Annotated in this window: 15 protein-coding genes and 2 pseudogenes; 8 read left to right on the plus strand and 9 right to left on the minus strand. The window is 69.2% G+C overall.

The features are described from left to right. Window positions 1-7: 7 nt before the first annotated feature. Entirely contained in the window at window positions 8-922 is a 915-nt protein-coding gene (locus HHL28_RS13930) for an ABC transporter permease subunit (RefSeq protein WP_075769849.1), read from the minus strand. 25 nt (window positions 923-947) lie between these two features. Then, window positions 948-1,871, minus strand: a complete 924-nt coding sequence (gene oppB, locus HHL28_RS13935; protein ID WP_075769850.1) for an oligopeptide ABC transporter permease OppB — start codon at window positions 1,869-1,871, stop codon at window positions 948-950. A gap of 587 nt (window positions 1,872-2,458) precedes the next feature. Here oppB and acnA point away from each other — a divergent pair. Together acnA and HHL28_RS13945 are read left to right on the plus strand one after the other, a co-directional pair. Beyond that, window positions 2,459-5,211: pseudogene (gene acnA, locus HHL28_RS13940) on the plus strand (aconitate hydratase AcnA). 290 nt (window positions 5,212-5,501) lie between these two features. Further along, window positions 5,502-6,044, plus strand: coding sequence for a DUF2087 domain-containing protein (locus HHL28_RS13945; protein WP_075769852.1), 543 nt, complete (start codon window positions 5,502-5,504; stop codon window positions 6,042-6,044). Window positions 6,045-6,186: 142 nt separating this feature from the next. Here HHL28_RS13945 and HHL28_RS13950 read toward each other — a convergent pair whose 3' ends face one another. The 5 genes and pseudogenes from HHL28_RS13950 to rfaE1 form a co-directional block, all read right to left on the minus strand. Beyond that, the gene (locus HHL28_RS13950) at window positions 6,187-9,027 is read right to left on the minus strand and encodes a TonB-dependent receptor (protein ID WP_075769853.1); all 2,841 of its coding nucleotides are present in this window, start codon (window positions 9,025-9,027) and stop codon (window positions 6,187-6,189) included. 415 nt (window positions 9,028-9,442) lie between these two features. Then, window positions 9,443-9,931, minus strand: coding sequence for a hypothetical protein (locus HHL28_RS13955; protein ID WP_075769854.1), 489 nt, complete (start codon window positions 9,929-9,931; stop codon window positions 9,443-9,445). 8 nt (window positions 9,932-9,939) lie between these two features. Next, a complete protein-coding gene (purS, locus tag HHL28_RS13960) occupies window positions 9,940-10,182 on the minus strand; it encodes a phosphoribosylformylglycinamidine synthase subunit PurS (protein WP_075769855.1) in 243 nt (80 codons plus the stop codon). 24 nt (window positions 10,183-10,206) lie between these two features. Beyond that, window positions 10,207-10,970 (minus strand): annotated as a pseudogene (purC, locus tag HHL28_RS13965) (phosphoribosylaminoimidazolesuccinocarboxamide synthase). A 398-nt stretch (window positions 10,971-11,368) separates the two neighbouring features. Beyond that, window positions 11,369-12,820 (minus strand): D-glycero-beta-D-manno-heptose-7-phosphate kinase, encoded by a 1,452-nt coding sequence (gene rfaE1 / locus HHL28_RS13970; protein WP_075769857.1) that lies wholly within the window; start codon window positions 12,818-12,820, stop codon window positions 11,369-11,371. 530 nt (window positions 12,821-13,350) lie between these two features. Here rfaE1 and HHL28_RS13975 point away from each other — a divergent pair. Then, entirely contained in the window at window positions 13,351-13,977 is a 627-nt protein-coding gene (locus tag HHL28_RS13975; RefSeq protein WP_169655303.1) for a GNAT family N-acetyltransferase, read from the plus strand. Continuing rightward, the gene (locus HHL28_RS13980; protein WP_169655311.1) at window positions 13,971-14,204 is read left to right on the plus strand and encodes a hypothetical protein; all 234 of its coding nucleotides are present in this window, start codon (window positions 13,971-13,973) and stop codon (window positions 14,202-14,204) included. The genes HHL28_RS13975 and HHL28_RS13980 overlap by 7 nt, the downstream gene beginning before the upstream one ends. A 120-nt stretch (window positions 14,205-14,324) precedes the next feature. Here HHL28_RS13980 and HHL28_RS13985 read toward each other — a convergent pair whose 3' ends face one another. Then, window positions 14,325-15,338, minus strand: coding sequence for a polysaccharide deacetylase family protein (locus HHL28_RS13985; RefSeq protein ID WP_075769860.1), 1,014 nt, complete (start codon window positions 15,336-15,338; stop codon window positions 14,325-14,327). Window positions 15,339-15,427: 89 nt separating this feature from the next. Then, on the minus strand, window positions 15,428-16,024 hold the full coding sequence (locus tag HHL28_RS13990; RefSeq protein ID WP_075769861.1) for a gamma-glutamylcyclotransferase: 597 nt from the start codon (window positions 16,022-16,024) through the stop codon (window positions 15,428-15,430). A 125-nt stretch (window positions 16,025-16,149) separates the two neighbouring features. Here HHL28_RS13990 and HHL28_RS13995 point away from each other — a divergent pair, with 125 nt between their 5' ends. From HHL28_RS13995 to HHL28_RS14005, 4 genes are all read left to right on the plus strand, one after another. Next, complete coding sequence (locus tag HHL28_RS13995; protein WP_075769862.1) at window positions 16,150-17,172, plus strand: DUF2125 domain-containing protein; 1,023 nt, start codon at window positions 16,150-16,152, stop codon at window positions 17,170-17,172. A gap of 81 nt (window positions 17,173-17,253) precedes the next feature. Further along, on the plus strand, window positions 17,254-19,182 hold the full coding sequence (locus HHL28_RS14000; protein WP_404325802.1) for a S9 family peptidase: 1,929 nt from the start codon (window positions 17,254-17,256) through the stop codon (window positions 19,180-19,182). Further along, window positions 19,164-19,304, plus strand: coding sequence for a hypothetical protein (locus HHL28_RS18790; protein ID WP_404325804.1), 141 nt, complete (start codon window positions 19,164-19,166; stop codon window positions 19,302-19,304). The genes HHL28_RS14000 and HHL28_RS18790 overlap by 19 nt, the downstream gene beginning before the upstream one ends. Window positions 19,305-19,370: 66 nt before the next feature. Then, window positions 19,371-19,829 carry a septal ring lytic transglycosylase RlpA family protein gene (locus HHL28_RS14005; protein ID WP_075769864.1) on the plus strand — a complete coding sequence of 153 codons (459 nt, stop codon included), beginning with the start codon at window positions 19,371-19,373 and terminating at the stop codon, window positions 19,827-19,829. The last annotated feature ends 17 nt before the right edge of the window (window positions 19,830-19,846 follow it).

A 19,846-nucleotide genomic window follows, 5' to 3' on the forward strand; every position in this document is an offset into this window, starting at 1 on the left:
GGTCCCCTTACCGGTCCTTCGGGTCCAGCGCGTCGCGCAGGCCGTCACCGATGAAGTTGAAGCAGAACAGGGTCACGGCCAGGAACACGGCCGGGAAGATCAGCATATGGGGTGCGTTCTCCATCTGGGCAGCGCCCTCGGAGATCAGCACGCCCCAGCTCGTCATCGGCTCCTGCACGCCCAGGCCCAGGAACGACAGGAAGCTTTCCACCAGGATCACCACCGGCACCATCAGGGTGACGAAGACGATCACCGGGCCGATGACGTTGGGGATGATGTGGCGGCGGATGATGTTGGGGGTGGAGACGCCCGAGGCGCGGGCCGCCTCGATGTATTCCTTGCGCTTCACCGACAGGGTCTGGCCGCGCACGATGCGGGCCATGGTCAGCCACTCCACGCAGCCGATGGCGATGAAGACCAGCACGATGTGCCGCCCGAACACCACCACCAGGATGATGATGAAGAACATCAGCGGCATGGAGTACAGCACGTCCACCACGCGCATCATCAGGCTGTCCACCCGGCCGCCGAAATAGCCGGCGATGGAGCCGTAGGTGACCCCGATGATGAGGGCCACCAGCGTGGTGACGATGCCCACCATCAGCGACACGCGGGCGCCGTAGAGGGTGCGGATGAACAGGTCGCGGCCGTTGGCGTCGGTGCCGAACCAGTGGTTGTTCTCCCACTGCGGACCCACGCCGATATAGTCCCAGTAGACCTCGTCATAGGCGTGCGGGCTGATGACGTCGGCGAAGACAGCCATCAGGGTGATGATGCCCAGCACGATCATGCTGGCCACCGCCATCTTGTTGGCGAACAGCCGCCGCTGCGCGTCCTGCCAGAGGGAGCGGCCCTGGACCTCCTCCCCCGCCTTCTCGATCAGGGCGGCCCGCTTGGTGCCGCCGGTGATGTCAGTGGCCATGGTGCCTGTTCCTTCCTGGCCCAAATCAGTCGTAGCGGACGCGGGGGTCGAGCAGGCCGTAGACCAGGTCGACCAGCAGGTTCATCAGCACGATCAGCGTGCCGTAGGTGATCACGGTGCCCATCACCAGCGTGTAGTCGCGGTTGATGGCGCCCTGCACGAAATAGCGCCCGATGCCAGGCAGGCCGAAGATCTGCTCGATCACCACCGAGCCGGTGACCAGGCCGGCGATGGCCGGGCCCAGGTAGGATACCACGGGCAACAGCGCCGCGCGCAACGTGTGGCGGACGATGATCACCCGCTCCGGCAGGCCCTTGGCGTGGGCGGTGCGGACGAAGTTGCTGCGCAGCACCTCCACCATGCCGCCGCGGGTCAGGCGGCTGATGATGGCGATCTGCGGCAGGGCGAGCGCCACCACCGGCAGGATGATGTACTGGATGGACCCATCGCCCCAGCCCGCCACCGGCAGCATGCCCAGGTAGATGCCGAACACCAGGGTCAGCAGCGGCGCCATCACGAAGTTCGGGATGGTGATGCCGATCATGGCGAAGCCCATGATGGAATAGTCGGTGCGGGTGTTCTGGCGCATGGCCGCCAGGATGCCCAGGGTGCAGCCGATGATCACCGCCAGCAGGATGGCCGTCAGGCCCAGCCGCAGCGACACGGGGAAGCCGGTGCCCAGCAGCTCGCTGACCGTGAAGTCCTTATAGGTGAAGGAGGGGCCGAAATTGCCCTGCAGCGCGTTGCCAAGATAGATGACGAACTGCTGCCAGACGGGCTTGTCCAAATTGTAGGCGGCCTTCAGGTTCGCCTCGATCTCGGGCGGCAGCACCCGCTCGCTGTCGAACGGCCCGCCGGGGGCGGCGTGCATCAGGAAAAACGACAGGGCGACGATCACGAGCAGCGTCGGGATCGCCTCCAGCAGTCGCCGGACGGCATAAGACAGCATCGGTTACGGACCCTCCCTGGCACCCCCGCGCCGCATGGGCCAGCCATGCGCGCGGCGCATTTCGCGCGGCCGGGAATGACGTTTCTGTGAAAAATCCCGGCCTGTCAATCGCCCCCCTGACAAAAAGAGATTCTTGCGGAAGCACGGCCCGGCAAGTAACGAATCCACGATGAGGGGGCCGTTTCCGCAAGCTTCTTTTCGGCAATGCGTCTGAACGACTCACCCCCGACCAGCGTAGGGTTGTTTTCACCCCCCGGACTCCCACCCCCTGCGGGAGTACCCCCGCACGCGGCGCGGCCATTTCCGCCGCCCCTAAGTCATCCGCCCCGCCGGGCACCGTCCTCGTACCCCCGGCCGGGCCCCTTCCGCTGAATTCCTGGCCTGCATTACGCCTGTCGCAGGCAAAGACTTCCGGCGCCAAAGTTGCGAATCGTTCGCAACTCTGCGCGACCATTTGGGCACCCCCTTGGCAAAGCGCCACACGGCCCCAACGGCATTTGCCCCCACGCGCGAAAAGCGCTAAATGACGGCCACCAAACGCCATTGCGGCGGCCCCCCTTGCCCCGGACGCTGGAGCCGGGGCCCACATGCGGACGGCGCGCCGTAGCGACCCCGATGGAGGAGTCTTCCCCGTGTCCACGATCACCGGCCATGACAGCCTGAAGGTCCGCCGTTCCCTGACGGTGGGCGGCAAGAGCTACGATTATTTCAGCATCCCCGAGGCGGAGAAGGCCGGCCTGGGCGACGTGTCCCGCCTGCCCTTCTCCATGAAGGTGCTGCTGGAGAACCTGCTGCGCTTCGAGGACGGGCGCTCGGTGACCGTGGACGACGTGAAGGCGGTCGCCCAGTGGCTGGTGGACAAGCGCTCCGACCGGGAGATCGCGTACCGCCCCGCCCGCGTGCTGATGCAGGACTTCACCGGCGTGCCCGCGGTGGCCGACCTGGCCGCCATGCGTGAGGCGATGGTGAACCTCGGCGGCGACCCGAAGAAGATCAACCCGCTGACCCCGTGCGACCTGGTCATCGACCACTCGGTCATGGTGGACGCGTTCGGCACCGCCACCGCGGCGGATGAGAACGTGGAGCTGGAGTTCCAGCGCAACGGGGAGCGCTACGCCTTCCTGCGCTGGGGCCAGAAGGCCTTCAACAATTTCCGCGTGGTGCCCCCCGGCACCGGCATCTGCCACCAGGTGAACCTGGAGTACCTGGCCCAGACCGTCTGGACCGACACGGACCAGAAGGGCGCCACCGTCGCCTACCCGGACACGCTGGTGGGCACCGACAGCCACACCACCATGGTCAACGGCATGGCCGTGCTGGGCTGGGGCGTGGGCGGCATCGAGGCGGAGGCGGCCATGCTGGGCCAGCCCATCTCCATGCTGATCCCGGAGGTCGTGGGCTTCCGCCTGACCGGCAAGCTGAAGGAAGGCGCCACCGCGACCGACCTGGTGCTGACCGTCACGCAGATGCTGCGCAAGAAGAAGGTGGTCGGCAAGTTCGTGGAGTTCTACGGCCCGGGCCTGGACAACCTGACCCTGGCCGACCGCGCCACCATCGCCAACATGGCCCCCGAGTACGGCGCCACCTGCGGCATCTTCCGATCGACGAGGAGACGCTGCGCTTCCTGGCCTTCACCGGCCGCGACGCCGACCGTGTGGCCCTGGTGGAGGCCTATGCCAAGGCCCAGGGCATGTGGCGTGACGCCAACAGCCCCGACCCGGTCTTCACCGACACGCTGGAGCTGGACCTGTCCACGGTGGAGTCCTCCCTGGCCGGCCCGAAGCGGCCGCAGGACCGGGTGCAGCTGTCCAACGTGGCGAAGGAGTTCGGCGACTTCCTGGCCACCGACATCGCCGGCCGGCCCACCAGCCAGCCCACCGCGGTGAAGGGCACGGACTACGCCGTCGACCACGGCCATGTGGTGATCGCCGCCATCACCTCCTGCACCAACACCTCCAACCCCTCCGTGCTGGTGGCCGCCGGCCTGCTTGCCCGCAAGGCCGCGGCCAAGGGCCTGACCCGCAAGCCGTGGGTGAAGACCTCCCTGGCGCCCGGTTCCCAGGTGGTGACGGACTACCTGGAGGCCGCCGGCCTGCAGAAGGACCTGGACGCCATCGGCTTCAACCTGGTCGGCTATGGCTGCACCACCTGCATCGGCAACTCCGGCCCCCTGCCGGACCCGATCAGCGCCGCGGTGGATGAGGGCAAGCTGACCGTGGCGGCGGTGCTGTCCGGCAACCGCAACTTCGAGGGCCGCGTCAACCCGCAGGTCCGCGCCAACTACCTGGCCTCCCCGCCGCTGGTGGTGGCCTATGCCCTGGCCGGCACCATGCACCTGGACCTGACGCGGGAGCCGATCGGCACCGGCAGCGACGGCCAGCCGGTGTACCTGAAGGACATCTGGCCGACCTCCGCGGAGATCGAGCAGACCATCGCCGAGTTCCTGACGCCGGAGATGTTCCGCAGCCGCTACAGCAACGTGTTCCAGGGCCCGGAGCAGTGGCGGAAGATCGCGACGGCGGAGGGCCAGACCTACAAGTGGGCCGAGGGTTCCACCTACGTGAAGCTGCCCCCGCTGTTCGAGGGCATCTCCATGACCCCCGGCGCCGTGACCGACGTGAAGGGCGCCCGTCCCCTGGCCATCCTGGGCGACAGCATCACCACCGACCACATCAGCCCCGCCGGCAACATCAAGAAGGCGAGCCCCGCCGGTGAGTACCTGCTGGGCTATCAGGTGCGCCCCGAAGACTTCAACAGCTACGGCGCCCGCCGCGGCAACCACGAAGTCATGATGCGCGGCACCTTCGCCAACATCCGCATCAAGAACGAGATGGTGCCCGGCGTCGAAGGCGGCGTGACCAAGTACGTGCCCACGGGCGAGGTCATGCCGATCTACACCGCCGCCATGAAGTATGCCGAAACCGGCACCCCGCTGGTGGTCTTCGCCGGCCAGGAGTACGGCACCGGCTCGTCCCGCGACTGGGCGGCCAAGGGCACCCGCCTGCTGGGCGTCCGCGCCGTGGTGGCGGAGAGCTTCGAGCGCATCCACCGCTCCAACCTGGTGGGCATGGGCGTCCTGCCGCTCCAGTACCCGGCCGGCGTGAACCGCCAGACCCTGGGCCTGGACGGCACCGAGGTGATCGACATCGAGGGGGTGGAGGCCGGCCTGAAGCCCCGCATGCCCCTGAAGATGACCATCACCCGCGCGTCCGGCGCGACCGAGACGGTGGACCTGCTCTGCCGCATCGACACCCTGGACGAGGTCGACTACTTCAAGAACGGTGGCATCCTGCACTACGTGCTGCGCAACCTGGCCTCTGAGAAGCTGGCCGCGGAGTAAGGCACGGGACCTTCGGGTCCGGAGAGTACCGAAGGCCGGCGGGGCGACCCGCCGGCCTTTTGCTTTTGTAAGATATGGCGTCGGGACACCACTTCCCTTCCACCCGCGGATGCGTTATAGGCTGCCCCTGGTCGGCAGTTCACCCAGGCGTCGCCGCCCCTCTTGTCCGGAGGGGAGCTAAACCTGCCAGCAGTGCTTTCAGTACCAGTCCCGACACACTTGTCCCGTGCCGTGTCGGAAGCCGGCGACCACCGATGATCCGTCTGGATAGGCACCGAGAGGGATGAGCCATGTCCAGGACTGTTTTCCCTTACCAAGTGGCCGACATCGCCGCCATCGCCCGCTCCCTGAAGGCCCAATGGGCGGAGGAGCCGCGGCCCCCCGGCCATGTGGAGCTGCTGAACATGCTGGCCCGCGCGGCCGGCTACCGCAACTTCCAGCACTTCCGGTCCCAGGCCGTCGCCGTCGACGCGCTGGAGGCCCTGCCGGTGGCGGCGCCGGAGGTGGATTATGCCAAGGTGCAGCGGCGCTTGCGGTACTTCGGGCCGGATGGCCAGTTCCTGCGCTGGCCATCCAAGTTCAGCGACCAGGAACCCTGCCTGTGGGTGCTCTGGTCCCGGGTTCCGGCGCGGGAGACCTTCACCGAGCGGCAGGTGAACCAGGTGCTGAACGGCTTCCACGGCTTCGGCGACCCGGCCCTGCTGCGCCGGGCGCTGGTGGAGCACAAGCTGATGGCCCGCAAGCCTGACTGCACCGCCTATTGGCGGGTTGAGCAGGAACCGCCCCCTGAGATGCGGGCCCTGATCCGGGCGGTCTCGGCCCGGCTTCCCTGACCAAAAAAGTGGGCCGCCGTCCTGCGACGGCGGCCCCAAGGGAACGACAAGGGTTGAACAGGGCCCGGCTTGCCGAGGGCTTGCCCCCGGCACGCCGGCGCCTGAGGGGGCCCTTGGTCGCGGACGACCAAGGGCCAAGGGATCAGAACGTGGCCCGGACGCCGGCGTAGAAGAACCGGCCGATCGGGTCGTACACGTCGGCGGCGGTTTCCGTGCCGGTGATGTTGGCCGGGAACGGGGTGCCGATGACGGGCGGGTTGCGGTCCAGCAGGTTGTTGACGCCGAAGTACAGCTGGTACTTGTCCGCCACGGTGTAGCGGGCCTGCACGTCGTGATAGGCCAGCTGCGGCAGGCGGTTGTCCTCGAACTCCGACGTGTTGTCGATGTTCGCGCCGCTGAAGTAGCGGACCGTCCAGTTGAAGGCGAACGGGCCCTGCTCGTAGGTGGTGCGCAGGTTGAAGCGATAGCGGGAGTACCCGACCTCACCGGCGAAGTCGATCGCCTCGGCGCCCTTGAAGGCGGTGGAGGCGTTCTTGTCCAGGTAGGTGCCGATGAAGTTGAAGTTCACCCGGCTGTCGCCCAGCGCCTCGGTGTAGTCGGCCAGGTCGACGGTGTAGTCGAGCTGCACGTCCACGCCGCGGGCCTTCTGCGTCGCCACGTTCTGCTGGGTCAGGTCCAGCCCGGTGATCAGGCCGGTGACCGGGTCACGCTGCACCTGGCTGCAGAAGACGTTGCCGGGGTACGGGGTCTGGTCCACGCACTGGTTGACGGCCGTCTGGCGGGCGATGCCCTGGATGGCGTCCTTGATCTTGATGTCCCAGTAGTCGACCGTGACCGACAGGCCCGGGGCGAAGGTGGGGGTGAACACCGCACCCACGGTCCAGGTGTCCGCCTTCTCCGCGTCCAGGTCCGGGTTGCCGCTGTTGAAGCCCGGGATGGACAGCAGGTCCTTGTCCGCCGGCTGGAAGCCGCCGCGGGCGATGGCCTCGCGGATGCCCGGCGTCGCGGCGCAGTTGGCCGCACGGGTCGCGTTCTCGTCGCGGGCCCCGTCGGCGCAGGGGTCGTTGACGCTGGAGAAGGTCTGCTGCGGGGCGTCGAACAGCTCGGAGATGTTCGGCGCGCGCACGGCGCGGGCATAGGTGGCCCGGATGCGGACATCCTCCACCGGGGCATACTCGGCGCCGCCCTTGTAGCTCCACAGCTTGCCGACGGTGCTGTAGTCGGAATAGCGGACCGCGCCGTCGATGCCCAGGTAGTCCACGAAGGGCATGTCCGCGAGCAGCGGCACGTTCACCTCGGCGAAGCCTTCCCAGACGTCGTAGCTGCCGGTGGTGTTGGCCGCCTGGTTGCCCGAGGACAGGCCCGACAGGGTCAGCGGGTCGAACTCGGTGGAGCTGGTCTCCTTCCGCCACTCGCCGCCGAAGGCCACGCCCAGGGCGCCGGCCGGCAGGTCGATCACGTCGCCGGTTATGGTCAGGCTGCCCACCTGCTGCTTCACGTCGGCATCGTAGGTGGAGCTGGCGCGGACATAGTCCAGCCCCGCCCCGGTGGCGGCGCCGGCGCCGAACAGGTTGATCGGCACGCAGCCCAGGGCGCGGGCGCCGGGGTCACGGCAGACCACGGTGCCGTTCGGGCCCGGGATGGCGTCCAGGGCCTGGGCCATGCGCTGGCTGTTGAACACGCCCGTGCTGGTCTGCGCCTCCGTCACCTTGCCGTAGGCGTAGTAGACATTGTACTTCCAGCTCGTGTCCGGGATCAGGTCGCCCTCGAAGCCCGTGGCGAAGCGGAAGGTCTGGCGGGTCACGTCGGACTCGCGCAGGCCCAGCTCGTTGAAGCGGCGCTCGAACTGCAACTGGTCGACGCCGGCCGGCCGGCCGGCCAGCAAGGCCGCCGGGATGAACGGGTTGGTGACCGGGATGGACAGGAACGGCGCGTCCGGCCCGATGCCCACCTGCTGGTTGTCGCCGAAGGCGATGGCCTCGGACTGGCTGTTCGCCTCGGTCCGGGCATAGGTGCCCTCGAAGAACCAGCGGACATTGTCCGTCAGGTCATAGCGGGCCAGGGAGGACAGCAGGTAACGCTCGGTTGGGACCTGGATCAGGCGGTCCTGGTTGCGGTTGTAGCCGTTGGCGTTGCGCACGAACGGGGTGCCGTCCGGGTTCAGCAGGTCGGTGGTGTCGCCGCTGTCATCCGGCAGGTTGTAGTAGTACAGGCCGCCGGGCCCGAAGAAGCTGTAGGCCGGGCGGGAGATGCGGCCATTGACGGCGTTGCGGCTGAGGTCGACGGACGAGAACTCGCGGTCGCGCGAGTAGATGGCCTTGGTCTTGTCGTACACCACGTTCAGGGCGACGTTGCCCTTGCCGTCGGCCATGTTGGCGCCGATGGTGGCATAGGCGTGGGTGTTCTCGCCGTCGCCCTCATCGGTGATGCCGTACTGCGCGCCGGCAGCCGCACCCTCGAAATCATCCTTCAGGATGAAGTTCACCACGCCGGCCACCGCCTCTGAGCCGTACACGGCCGACGCGCCGCCGGTCACCACCTCGACCCGCTCCAGCAGCTCGGTCGGGATGGAGTTGATGTCCACCGCGTTGCTGCCGCCGGTGCCGCCCACGTGGCGGCGGCCGTTCACCAGCACCAGGGTCCGCTCGGTGCCCAGGTTGCGCAGGTTGATCAGGTTCAGGCCGGCGGCGGTGGTGGTGAAGTTGGAGTTGGTGTTGGACACCGCCGGCACGCCCACCGACGGGATCTGGTTCAGGAATTCGGCAGCGTTGGTGGTGCCGCGGGCCTGCAGGGCCTCCTCGCTCACCACGGTCACGGGGGTCGGCGCGGTCAGGTTGGTGCGCGCGATGCGCGACCCGGTGACCACGATCTCCTCCAGGGCCGTATCCTGGGTCTGGGCAGCGGCAGGCAGGGCAAGGCTGACAAGGGCGGCGCCGGCCAGCAGCCAGGCGCGCGAGCCCGCGATGGTACGCGGAGTGTGCATAATGTTCCCAATCCCTTCGGTCGGAAGACCTCTGATCCGGTGGGGGGCCGGGGCGACCGGGGCCGCAAGACAAGCGCCGTCCCCACGGGGCGGGAAATCAGGCCGAAATCATCGCTTCTGCAACAAAAAATGCACAGTCGAGCAATCTCTCTTTTGGCACTGTTGCTTAAAAGTCATTCTTTTGAAGTCAATATCAAGTATAGGCGGATTTATACTAACCTAGCCTCTTTGCTTGGATATACATACATAAGCCGCCTCACTTGCGCCACGGCCCATTTCGGCCTAAATCAGGCGGTCTATCGGGCGAAGCTATTGCCTTGGTAATTACAGAATGTCGCAGGGCCGGGCCAAAAACGAAAAGCCCCGGCACGGGGGCCGGGGCTTCCAGGGCATCAAAGGGACGTTCGGGCCGGGTCTATTTCAGCCGTTCCGCCCGCAGCAGGGTGGGCACCTTCTCGGGCACGATCACGAAGCCGCTCACGGTGCCGCGCCGGACCTCCACCGTTTCCCCGGCGGACAGGCGGATGCGGCCCGTCTCCTTGATCATCCAGACCTGGCCGTTGTCCAGGCTGGCAACGTAGCGCCCGGGGGCCTGCTCCCGCAGGGAGACCACCTTGGCGGTGATCGCCTCCACGGAGCCGCCGGGCTGCTGCTTGCGCAGCTCGGCCGCGGGCAGGCCGAACTGCTGCTCCGGCGACAAGGTCGGGCCCGTGGGCTGGATAGGTGCCGCGGCCGGGGAAGCGGGTGCCGTGCGCAGGGCCGGGACCGCCCGGTCATAGCAGGCCAGCCGGGCGGCGGGATCGGCCAGGTCCAGGCAGCGCAGCACCTCCTCCGTCCCGGCCCGGGCGGCCGGGCTTGCCAGCAGGAAGGCCAGGGCGAGGGCGGGCAGGGCAGCGCGGGCCATGGCCGGCCTCAGCCCACCAGCTCGATGGCGTAGTTCTCGATGACGGTGTTGGCCAGCAGCTTGCGGCACATCTCCTCCACCGCGGCCTTGGCCTTGGCGGGGTCGGTCTCCGCGACCTCCAGCTCGATCAGCTTGCCCTGCCGGACCTCGCCCACCCCCTGGAAACCCAGGGTGTGCAGGGCATGGCCGATGGCCTTGCCCTGGGGGTCGAGCACGCCGTTCTTCAGGGTGACGGTCACCTTGGCCTTCATCATCCTATCCCTATGGGCTGAGGGTCACTGCACCAGCTTGGGCGGGGTATGGTCGCCGGGGCCGGCCTCCGGCAGGATGCCCAGCCGGCGGGCCACTTCCTGGTAGGCCTCGGCCACGTTGCCCAGGTCCTGGCGGAAGCGGTCCTTGTCCAGCTTCTCGTTGGTCTTGCTGTCCCAGAGGCGGCAATTGTCCGGGCTGATCTCGTCGGCCAGGACGATGCGCATCTCCTCGTTCTCCCACAGCCGGCCGAACTCCACCTTGAAGTCCACCAGCTTGAGCCCGATGCCGAGGAAGAGGCCCGACAGGTAGTCGTTGATCCGCAGGGCCAGGGACAGCATGTCGTCCAGGTCCTGGGGGGCGGCCCAGCCGAAGGCGGTGATGTGCTCCTCCGACACCATGGGGTCGCCCAGCTCGTCGTTCTTGTAATAGTACTCGACGATGGAGCGGGGCAGCGGCGTGCCCTCGGGGATGCCGAAGCGCTTGGTGAGGGAGCCGGCGGCGACGTTGCGGACCACCACCTCGATGGGGATGATCTCCACCTCGCGGACCAGCTGCTCCCGCATGTTCAGGCGGCGCACGAAGTGGGTGGGGATGCCGATCTCCCCAGCTTCTGCATCAGGTACTCGCTGATCCGGTTGTTCAGCACGCCCTTGCCGGTGATCGTGCCCTTCTTCTGGGCATTGAACGCCGTGGCGTCGTCCTTGAAATACTGGACCAGGGTGCCGGGCTCGGGACCCTCATACAGGATCTTGGCCTTGCCTTCGTAGATCCGCCGGCGTCGGGTCATGGGGATGTCCAGGAAAAGTGGTCGGCAAAAGGGACAAGGACCCGCGCAGCCTAGCCACGCGGGTCCGGTCGTCCCCGTATAGCAAGCAACAGCCGGGAGCACAATGGAGCGCGCCCTGCGGCAACGGAACCCCAGGCAGGACAGAAAAGGGTTTTCAGAGGCAGCCGGCCGGTCCGGCGCTGATTTCCCCACCACTTGCCCGATACGCCTATCCATAGCCGTCATCCCGGCGAAAGCCGGGACCCAGGAGTCCCAAGCGCTTACGGTATGGTTCAGGCGGGAGCAGGCGGAGGTGTCGGGCAGGTGATCCTGGGTCCCGGCTTCCGCCGGGATGACGACTTGGGGTTTTCAGGAGAAACGGGGAACCGTGGTCGTGATCGCGATACGAGCCCCACCCTTCATCCCTTCATCCGGGCGATGGTCCGCGTCGTGCTCTGCCCATCCACCAGCTCGGCCAGCACCACCTGGCCGCCATAGGATTGGACGAAGGGGGCGCCCACCACCGTGTCCACGGTGTAGTCGGCGCCCTTCACCAGCACGTCGGGCCTCAGGGCCTGGATCAGCTCCAGGGGCGTGTCCTCCCCGAAGACCACCACCAAATCCACGCTGGCCAGCGACGCCAGCACCGTGGCCCGGGCCAGTTCCGACTGCACGGGCCGGCTCTCCCCCTTCAGCCGCTTGACGGAGGCGTCGCTGTTCAGCCCCACCACAAGCTTGTCGCAGGCCGCCCGCGCCTGGGTCAGCAGGGAGACGTGCCCGGGGTGCAGCAGGTCGAAGCAGCCGTTGGTGAAGCCCACCCGGCAGCCCAGCCGCCGCCAGCGCTCCACCCGCTCCACCGCGCCCTCCAGGCTCGCCACCTTGGCGTCGTCGGCGGCCCAGCCGCTGCGGCGCAGGGCCCCGCGCAGTTCCTCCGGCCGGACGACGGCGGTGCCCACCTTGCCCACCACGATGCCGGCCGCGGCGTTGGCCAGCCGCGCGGCGGCCGGCAGGTCGGCGCCCACGGCCAGGGCCGCGGCCAGGGTGGCCATGACCGTGTCGCCAGCGCCGGACACGTCGAACACCTCCCGCGCCTCCGCCCGCAGGTGGGTGGCGCCGTCGGCGGTGACCACGGACATGCCTTCCTCGCTGCGGGTGGCCACCACGGCGCCGATGCCGGCCCGGTCCATGACCAGCCGGCAGGCGGCGGCCACGGCGGAGTCGCCGGTGACGGACAGGCCGGTGGCCTGGGCCAGTTCCTTGCGGTTGGGGGTGACGGCGGTGGCCCCGCGGTAGCGGCCATAGTCGCTGCCCTTGGGGTCCACCAGGACCGGCTTGCCATGCCGCCGGGCGAGCGCGATGAGCATGGAGGTCAGCTCATCCGTCAGCACGCCCTTGCCATAGTCGGACAGCACCAGCACCGCCGCGTCCCGCAGCAGCGCGTCCGCCTTCTGGATGAGCTTGCCCGCGCTGCCGTCGGCGATGGAGGCCACGGTTTCCTGGTCGGCGCGGAGCAGCTGTTGCGACCCGGCGATGAAGCGGACCTTGGTGGTGGTCTGGCGCCCGGCCTCGACCACCAGCCCGTCGGCCTGGCCCAGGGTGGCCGTGAGCAGGCGGGACAGCTCGGCCCCCGCCGCATCCTCCCCCACCACGGACAGCAGGGTGGCCCGGGCGCCCAGGGCGGCCAAGTTGTTCGCCACGTTGCCGGCACCGCCCAGCATGGCGGCTTCCCGCTCCACCCGCAGCACGGGGATCGGGGCCTCGGGGCTGATGCGCTCCACCTTGCCATAGGTGAAGCGGTCCAGCATGACGTCGCCCACCACCAGCACGCGGGCCTTGGGCAGGGCATCCACCAGGGAAGAAAGGTCGCTCATGCCCGCCCTTCTACCCCATCCCCGCGCGCCCGCGCCAGTTCCGCCGGAACGGGGCGGGGCGGCGGCCTGTTGCTCCTGCCCTACGATGACGGAGGATGAGATGGGTAGCGAGGGCGACCGCGACCGGGCCACCGCCGAGCGCGACGGCGCCGGCAGCGGCGACATCACCGACGGTCCCGCCCGCAAGGCGGATGATGACGCGCGGAAGCAGACCACCGGCCAGGGCCAGGACGGCCAACCCCTGCGCGGCCGCGGCGAGGGCGGGCAGATCCAGTCCGGCGGCGGGCAGGAGGGGGCGCAATCCTCCCCCAGGGCCAGCGGCAATCCCCCGGCGGGGTGCCGGACCCGGAAGACGGCCTGCGCGACCCGCCGCCCGGCCCGGGCGACCCGGATGAGGCGATCTCCAGCGGCGGCACCGGGCTCCCGCCTCGATAAGCGCCGACCGGGGCACGACTCCCGCGTCCCGTCCGGTGGATATCCAGCCGGGGCGGCCCGCCCTACCCTGCCCCAAACGATCGGGGGGGACGGGCATGGCGGAAGGCATCACCTATCGGCCGGCGGGGCCGCGGGACGCGGGCGCGGTGCTGGACCTGCTGGCCGGCCTGTTCCCCACGGCGTCCCGGGCCTTCCTGCACCGGATGCTGCATGGCAGCTTTGACCCGGACCCGCCCGACCTGGGCTGGATGATGGAGGCCGGGGGACGGCCGGTGGGCTTCTTCGGCCTGGTCTACAAGACGCGGCGCTGGGAAGGCCGGGCGGAGCGGTTCGCCAACATCTGGGGCTATTGCTGCCTGCCCGACTTCCGCAAGGACGGCGCCCACAAGCGCCTGGTGCGGGAGGCGGTGGCCGACCCCGGCCTGAACTATACCGGCCTGACCTGCACCCAACGGGCCTTCGACATCTATCGCGGCCTGGGGTTCGGCTGGATCGATGAACAGCGGGTCTACAGCTTCCCCGGCACCCACCCGCACACCCTGCTGCCCTGGCCCGCCGCATCGGGGTGGAGCGGTTCGAGGCGCTGGCCGATCCCGGCACGGCGGCCCTGTTCCGGGAGCACCGGGGCCACGTGCTGCGGGAGTTCCTGTTCGAACTGGGCGGCCGGTCCTTGGGCCTGGTCTGCCGCCGCGACTACCACCAGAAGCGCTATCCCGTGCTGACGGTCCTGCATGTCAGCGACAAGGCCCTGTTCCGCCGCCATTTCGAGGCGGTGAAGCTGGCCTGCCTGCGGGAAGGGCGGGCCGCGGCCCTGTCGCTGGTGCCCCATCAGGCGGGCTTCCGCCCGGCCCTGTCGGTGCCGGTGCCGGGTTTGCAGGTCTACAAGTCGGCCCACCTGCCGCGGGAGGCTTTCGACGCGCTGTATTCGGAGTTGCTGTATCTGGCGTGAGAGTGATTCTATCCAAATCGGACAAATGTTTCTGTTTCCCCTGCTTTCGCAGGGGAGGCGGTCAGCATTATTTGGAGCGGATTGCTACTGTCCAAAGCACTTGGCCGGTTGGCGTGACCCTCAAGCCGCCAACGCTGCCTCCCCTGCCTCCAGCACCCCCACCGGCAATGTCGCCAGGAAGTTCGCCAAGCGCTCGGGCCGCAAGGTGCCGTCCGGGTCGGCCAGCAGGCCGGCATGGATCTCCACCCGGCCCAGCAGGTCGCTGGCCGGGCGGCCCCCGGGGCAGGCATTGGCCAGCCGGTCGCTGGTGAAGCACAGGGCATGGCCGCTGGCCCGCGCCGCCTGGACCAAGGCGGCATCCCAGCGGCCATGGGGGAAGGACAGGCTGTCCACCGGCGCGCCGGTCATGGCGGTGAGGGATTGGCGGGCCGACGCGATCTCCCCCGCCCCGTCGGGGACGGCGGTCAGGGGCTCGTGGCTGCAGCCGTGCCCGCCCACGGCCCAGCCCACGGCGGCCAGCCTTGCCAGCTCCGCCGGGGTCAGGAAGGCGGGGATGGCGGGACGGCCCCCGCCGCCCAAGGCGCGGAACAGGGCGGAGCGGGCCTCCGGCTCCAGCCGGGCCAGCGCGGCCTGAACGGAGATGTCCGCCAGTTCCGCCGGCAGGTGGTCGGCCAGGTCGGCGCGGCGGATGCGGCCGGTTGCCAGCGCCTCATGCCATTCCTCCTGCCAGAAGGGCCGGGCGGACCCGATCCAGTCGGCCGCCGCGAACAGCACCGCGGGCCAGCCGCGCCGGGCCAGCTCCGGTGCCGCGTAGTGCAGGTTGTCCGACCAGCCATCGTCGAAGCTGACCAGCATGGCAGCCGGGGGCAGAGGGCGCCCACCGGCCCGCGCCTCCACCACGTCGCGCAGGGAGACGGGGGTGAACAGCCCGCCCGCCACGTCAAGGGCCAGGGCGAATTCCTGGGGGTCCAGGGTGTATTGCCGGGTGGCGCCGGGCCAGCGCGGGTCCGCCCGGTCCAGCACCCGGTGGAACATCAACACGGTCAGGCTGTCCCCCAGCCGCCGCCGCGCCACCGCCCCGGTCAGCCCGGCCCGCCAGGCCAGCCGCTTCACCGCATCCCGCGCCGCGCCCATGCCACCGCCTCCCCCGCCATGCCCCTGCCATCAGGACAGGGCGGCAGGGTCGATCCCGCAAGAAAGCGTTAGGAGATTGCCCGGAAGGGTTATGTCGCCGGCTTGCCGTCCACATGCCGGGCCAGTTCCTCCAGCCCGCGGTCGCGGATGCCCAGTTCCCCCAGGTGATCCAGCAGGCTGTGCAGGTAATCCACCCCCCGGCCGGAGATGCCCACACCCTGGCGGATCAGGGCGGCCGTGCCCTCCGTCCCCAGCCGGCCGCAATATTGCCGGTGGCCGCGGTCGGCGATGAAGGCCAGGGCCTGCACCGTGCCCAGGCCGGAAGGCAGCACGGCGGTGACGAAGCGGGGGATGTAGACCCGGTTCATCATCTCCCGCTCCCACAGGTAGGCCAGGGTGGCCTCCGCCTTGTCGCCGGCCACCTGGTAGGCGATGCCGCGGCAGGCCCCGCCCCGGTCCAGGCCCAGGACCGCGCCCGGCACCTCAGGCGTGCCGCGGTGGCGGTGGCTGTAGATGCAGAAGGACCGGTGCCAGCCCCGCACGACAGCCGGATGGCGGGAGACATAGGGAAAACCCGGGTTCCACATCAGGGAGCCGAAGGCGAACACCCATAGCGGCTGCCCCGGCGGGTGGCCGATCTCCGCATGGGGCGGCAGGGAATCCTGGGCAATCGGGCTGTCGGCCATGAAGTCGCCTCACGGTTGGACCATAGACCTAACATCTGCCGCCGCGTCCCCGGAAGGGTTCAGCGCCCTTGCCACCCGTGGCAAGGCCGTGGCCCAATGGCGCGCCCGCCCCTGCCGGATCGACCATGCGCCTCCGCCCCCTCAGCGTCATCGCCGCCTTCATCCTGTTGCTGGTCCTCGCCTATACGGCTTGGTGGGTTTCCGCCTCCTGGCAGCTCCGCCGCGGGATCGAGTCCTGGGCGGAGCAGCAGCGCGCCCTCGGCAACACCGTGAGCTACACCGACCTGACGGTGGGCGGCTGGCCCCTGTCGCTGGATGCCAGCGCCAAGGCGGTGGGCCTGAGCCGCCCGGACGGGGCCAGCGTGGCCGTGCCCCTGTTGCAGGCCAGCGCCGAGCCCTGGAACCCGCTGGTCATCCACCCCGCCTTCCCGCAGGGCCTGTCCCTGACCGCCCCGGCGGCGGACGGGCCAACGACCCTGACGGCAGGGGGCGGCGACGGCCGCGTGACCTTGGGCCTGGACGGGCAGGCGCGGGAAGTGTCGCTGAACCTGGCCAAGGCGGTCCTGGCCACGCCCGGGATCGTCGGGCCCCTGCCCATGGACAGCCTGGCGGGCAGCTGGGTGGCGCCGGACGCGCCGCCGGCCAATTACCAGGAGGTGGCCCTGACCCTGTCCCTGGCCGCCACCGGCATCACCCTGCCCAACCCGGTGCCGCAGCCCCTGCCCCAGCGCGTGGACCGGCTGGCCCTGACCGCCGCCTGGAAGGGCCCCCTGCCGCCGGACACCAAGGCCGACTCGCTGCGCGCCTGGAGCGACGCGGGCGGGACGGTGGAGGTGCAGTCCCTGCGGCTGGACTGGGCCGGGATCGATCTGCGGGGCGACGCCACCCTGGCCCTGGACGCCGACCTTCAGCCGGTGGCCGCCGGCCGCGCCTTCCTGTCCGGCACGGACGTGCTGGTGGAGGCGCTGGTGGCCGGCGGCCAGATGAAGCCCAACCAGGCCGCCGCCGTGAAGGCGGGCCTGGGCCTGCTGACCCAGCCACAGGCGGATGGTCGCCGCGCCGTGCAGGTGCCGGTGACCCTTCAGGAACGCAAGCTGTCCGTCGGCCCGGTGAAGGTGCTGGACGTGCCGCCCGTGGCCTGGGATTGAGCCTTGACGCCGGAATGGACCTACCGCCCGTCCCGGCAACCCTTACATTCCACAAGACCTGACACTTCGGGGAGGAAGACCGTGCGAATCCTGAACACCGGGATGATGGCAGCAAGCGTGGCCCTGCTGGCCGCCATGCCGCTGGCGGGCGCCTTTGCCCAGACCGCCGCGAAGCCGGCTGGCGCCAGCGACGCGCTGATCCCCCGCAAGGACATCTTCGGCAATCCCAGCCGGACGCTGGCCCAGCTCAGCCCCGACGGCAAGCTGATCGCCTTCCTGGCGCCGCGGGACGGGGTGCTGAACGTCTGGGTCGCCCCCGCCGGCAACATGGATGAGGCGAAGCCCATCACGGAGGAGAAGAGCCGCCCCATCCGCCAGTACTTCTGGTCCCCGGACAGCGGCCGCATCCTGTACATCCAGGACAAGGGCGGGAACGAGGATTTCCTGCTGTACGGGGTGGACATCGCCAAGGGCGGCACCACCCCCTACACCCCGTTCGAGAAGACCCGCGTCCAGGTGGTGGCCACCAGCCCCAAGGTGAAGGACGCCATCCTGGTGGGCCTGAACAACCGGGACCCGCGCTGGCACGACGTGCACCGGCTGGACCTGAAGACCGGCAAGCTGGAGCTGGTCCGCCAGAATGACGGCTACGCCGGCTTCGTCGCCGACATGGACCTGAAGCTGCGCCTGGCCGTGAAGCCCCAGCCCGACGGCGGCATGGTGCTGGAGACCATCGGCGAGGACGGCAAGACCGCCAAGCTGCTGGACATCCCGGCGGACGACGCCCTGGCCACCAACGTGGTGGGCATCCCGTCCGGGGGCGACGTGGCCTACATGGTGGACACGCGGGACCGGGACACTGCGGCCCTGCTGGCCCTGGACCTGAAGACCGGCAAGACCAGCCTGCTGGGCGAAAGCGCCAAGGCCGACGTGGGCGGCATCCTGCAGAACCCCACGACCGGCGTGGCGGAGGCCTACAACGTCGATTACCTGAAGGATGAATGGGTCCCGCTGGGCGACGCGCTGAAGGCCGACATCGCGTTCCTGAACAAGGAGGCCCGCGGCCAGTGGTCCGTGACCAGCCGCACCGACGACGACAAGACCTGGACCCTGCTGGTGGACCGGGTGAGCGAGCCGGCCGCCTTCTACCTGTATGACCGGCCGGGCAAGAAACTGACCAAGCTGTTCACCATCCGCCCGGCCCTGGAAGGCAAGACCCTGGCGCCCATGCAGGCGCTGGAGCTCAAGGCCCGGGACGGGAAGACCCTGGTCAGCTACCTGACCCTGCCGCCCGGCAGCGACAAGGACGGCGACGGCAAGCCGGAGAAGCCGGTGCCGCTGGTCCTGAACGTCCATGGCGGCCCCTGGGCGCGGGACGGCTATGGCTACAACCCGGAGCACCAGTGGCTGGCCAACCGCGGCTATGCCGTGATGTCGGTGAACTTCCGCGGTTCCACCGGCTTCGGCAAGGGCTTCACCAACGCCGGCGACAAGCAGTGGGGCCGGGCCATGCACGATGACCTGCTGGACGCGGTGGACTGGGCCGTGAAGCAGGGTGTCGCGCCCAAAGATAAGGTGGCCATCTATGGCGGCTCCTACGGCGGTTACGCCACGCTCTGGGGCATGACCAACACGCCTGATACCTTCGCCTGCGGCGTGGGCATCGTCGGCCCGTCCAACCTGCAGACCCTGCTGGCCAGCGTGCCGGAATACTGGGCCAGCTTCTTCGAGCAGTTGGTCCGCCGGGTGGGCGACCCGCGGACGGAGGAAGGCAGGAAGCTGCTGGCGGAGCGGTCGCCCCTGACCCATGTCCAGAACATCAAGAAGCCCCTGCTGATCGCCCAGGGCGCCAACGACCCGCGGGTGAAGCAGGCGGAGTCCGACCAGATCGTCACGGCCATGAAGGCCAAGGGCATCCCGTCACCTATGTGCTGTACCCGGACGAGGGGCACGGCTTCGCCCGGCCGGCCAACCGGATCAGCTTCTATGCCGTGGCGGAGGGGTTCCTGAGCCACTGCCTGGGCGGCGCCTACCAGCCGGTGGGGGAGGATTTCGCTGGCGCCACCCTCGAGGTGCAGGAAGGGGCGTCCTACGTGCCGGGCCTAAATCAGGCACTCAGCGCGAAGAAGTAGGATCGGGCAACCAAGGGGACCGGGGGCTGTTGTGGGACACATCCGCGACAACCCCCGGTGCATCCCATGTCCGCCAAGGCCGTCGTCCCCCTCGCCGCCTTCCTGTTGCTGGCCCCTGCCGCCCTCGCCAACCAACCCGCCCCGCCGCCGGACGAGCCGGTGGCCGTGGACAAGGGCGAGGCGTCCTTCTATGGCGACCGCTTCCACGGCAAGAAGACCGCGTCGGGCGAGGTGTTCGACAAGAACGCCCCCACCGCCGCCTCCAAGGACCTGCCGCTGGGCACCAAGGCGGAGGTGACGAACCTGGAGAATGGCAAATCCACCGAGGTGACCATCAACGACCGCGGCCCCTATGTGGACGGCCGCATCATCGACCTGTCCGAGGGCTCTGCCAAGAAGGTGGGCATCACCGAGGAGAACGGCGTCGCCCCCGTGGTCGTGGAAGCCCGCCCCTCCGACCAACCCACCGAGGAGCTGAAGCGCAAGGTGGAGCAGGAGGCGAAGGAGCCGGGGAACGGGAAGTAGGGCCGGCGCTCATCCGA

The organism is Aerophototrophica crusticola, assembly GCF_012913305.1.
GTDB lineage: Bacteria > Pseudomonadota > Alphaproteobacteria > Azospirillales > Azospirillaceae > Niveispirillum > Niveispirillum crusticola.

Excerpts from the sequence above, each read along its gene's own strand:
- HHL28_RS13975 (WP_169655303.1), top strand. The coding sequence starts at position 13,351 with ATGGCGGAAGGCATCACCTATCGGCCGGCGGGGCCGCGGGACGCGGGC.
- HHL28_RS14005 (WP_075769864.1), top strand. The coding sequence starts at position 19,371 with ATGTCCGCCAAGGCCGTCGTCCCCCTCGCCGCCTTCCTGTTGCTGGCC.
- HHL28_RS13930 (WP_075769849.1), bottom strand. The coding sequence starts at position 922 with ATGGCCACTGACATCACCGGCGGCACCAAGCGGGCCGCCCTGATCGAG.
- HHL28_RS13990 (WP_075769861.1), bottom strand. The coding sequence starts at position 16,024 with ATGGCCGACAGCCCGATTGCCCAGGATTCCCTGCCGCCCCATGCGGAG.
- purS (WP_075769855.1), bottom strand. The coding sequence starts at position 10,182 with ATGAAGGCCAAGGTGACCGTCACCCTGAAGAACGGCGTGCTCGACCCC.
- HHL28_RS13945 (WP_075769852.1), top strand. The coding sequence starts at position 5,502 with ATGTCCAGGACTGTTTTCCCTTACCAAGTGGCCGACATCGCCGCCATC.
- HHL28_RS13955 (WP_075769854.1), bottom strand. The coding sequence starts at position 9,931 with ATGGCCCGCGCTGCCCTGCCCGCCCTCGCCCTGGCCTTCCTGCTGGCA.
- HHL28_RS13950 (WP_075769853.1), bottom strand. The coding sequence starts at position 9,027 with ATGCACACTCCGCGTACCATCGCGGGCTCGCGCGCCTGGCTGCTGGCC.
- HHL28_RS13995 (WP_075769862.1), top strand. The coding sequence starts at position 16,150 with ATGCGCCTCCGCCCCCTCAGCGTCATCGCCGCCTTCATCCTGTTGCTG.
- HHL28_RS13985 (WP_075769860.1), bottom strand. The coding sequence starts at position 15,338 with ATGGGCGCGGCGCGGGATGCGGTGAAGCGGCTGGCCTGGCGGGCCGGG.
- oppB (WP_075769850.1), bottom strand. The coding sequence starts at position 1,871 with ATGCTGTCTTATGCCGTCCGGCGACTGCTGGAGGCGATCCCGACGCTG.
- rfaE1 (WP_075769857.1), bottom strand. The coding sequence starts at position 12,820 with ATGAGCGACCTTTCTTCCCTGGTGGATGCCCTGCCCAAGGCCCGCGTG.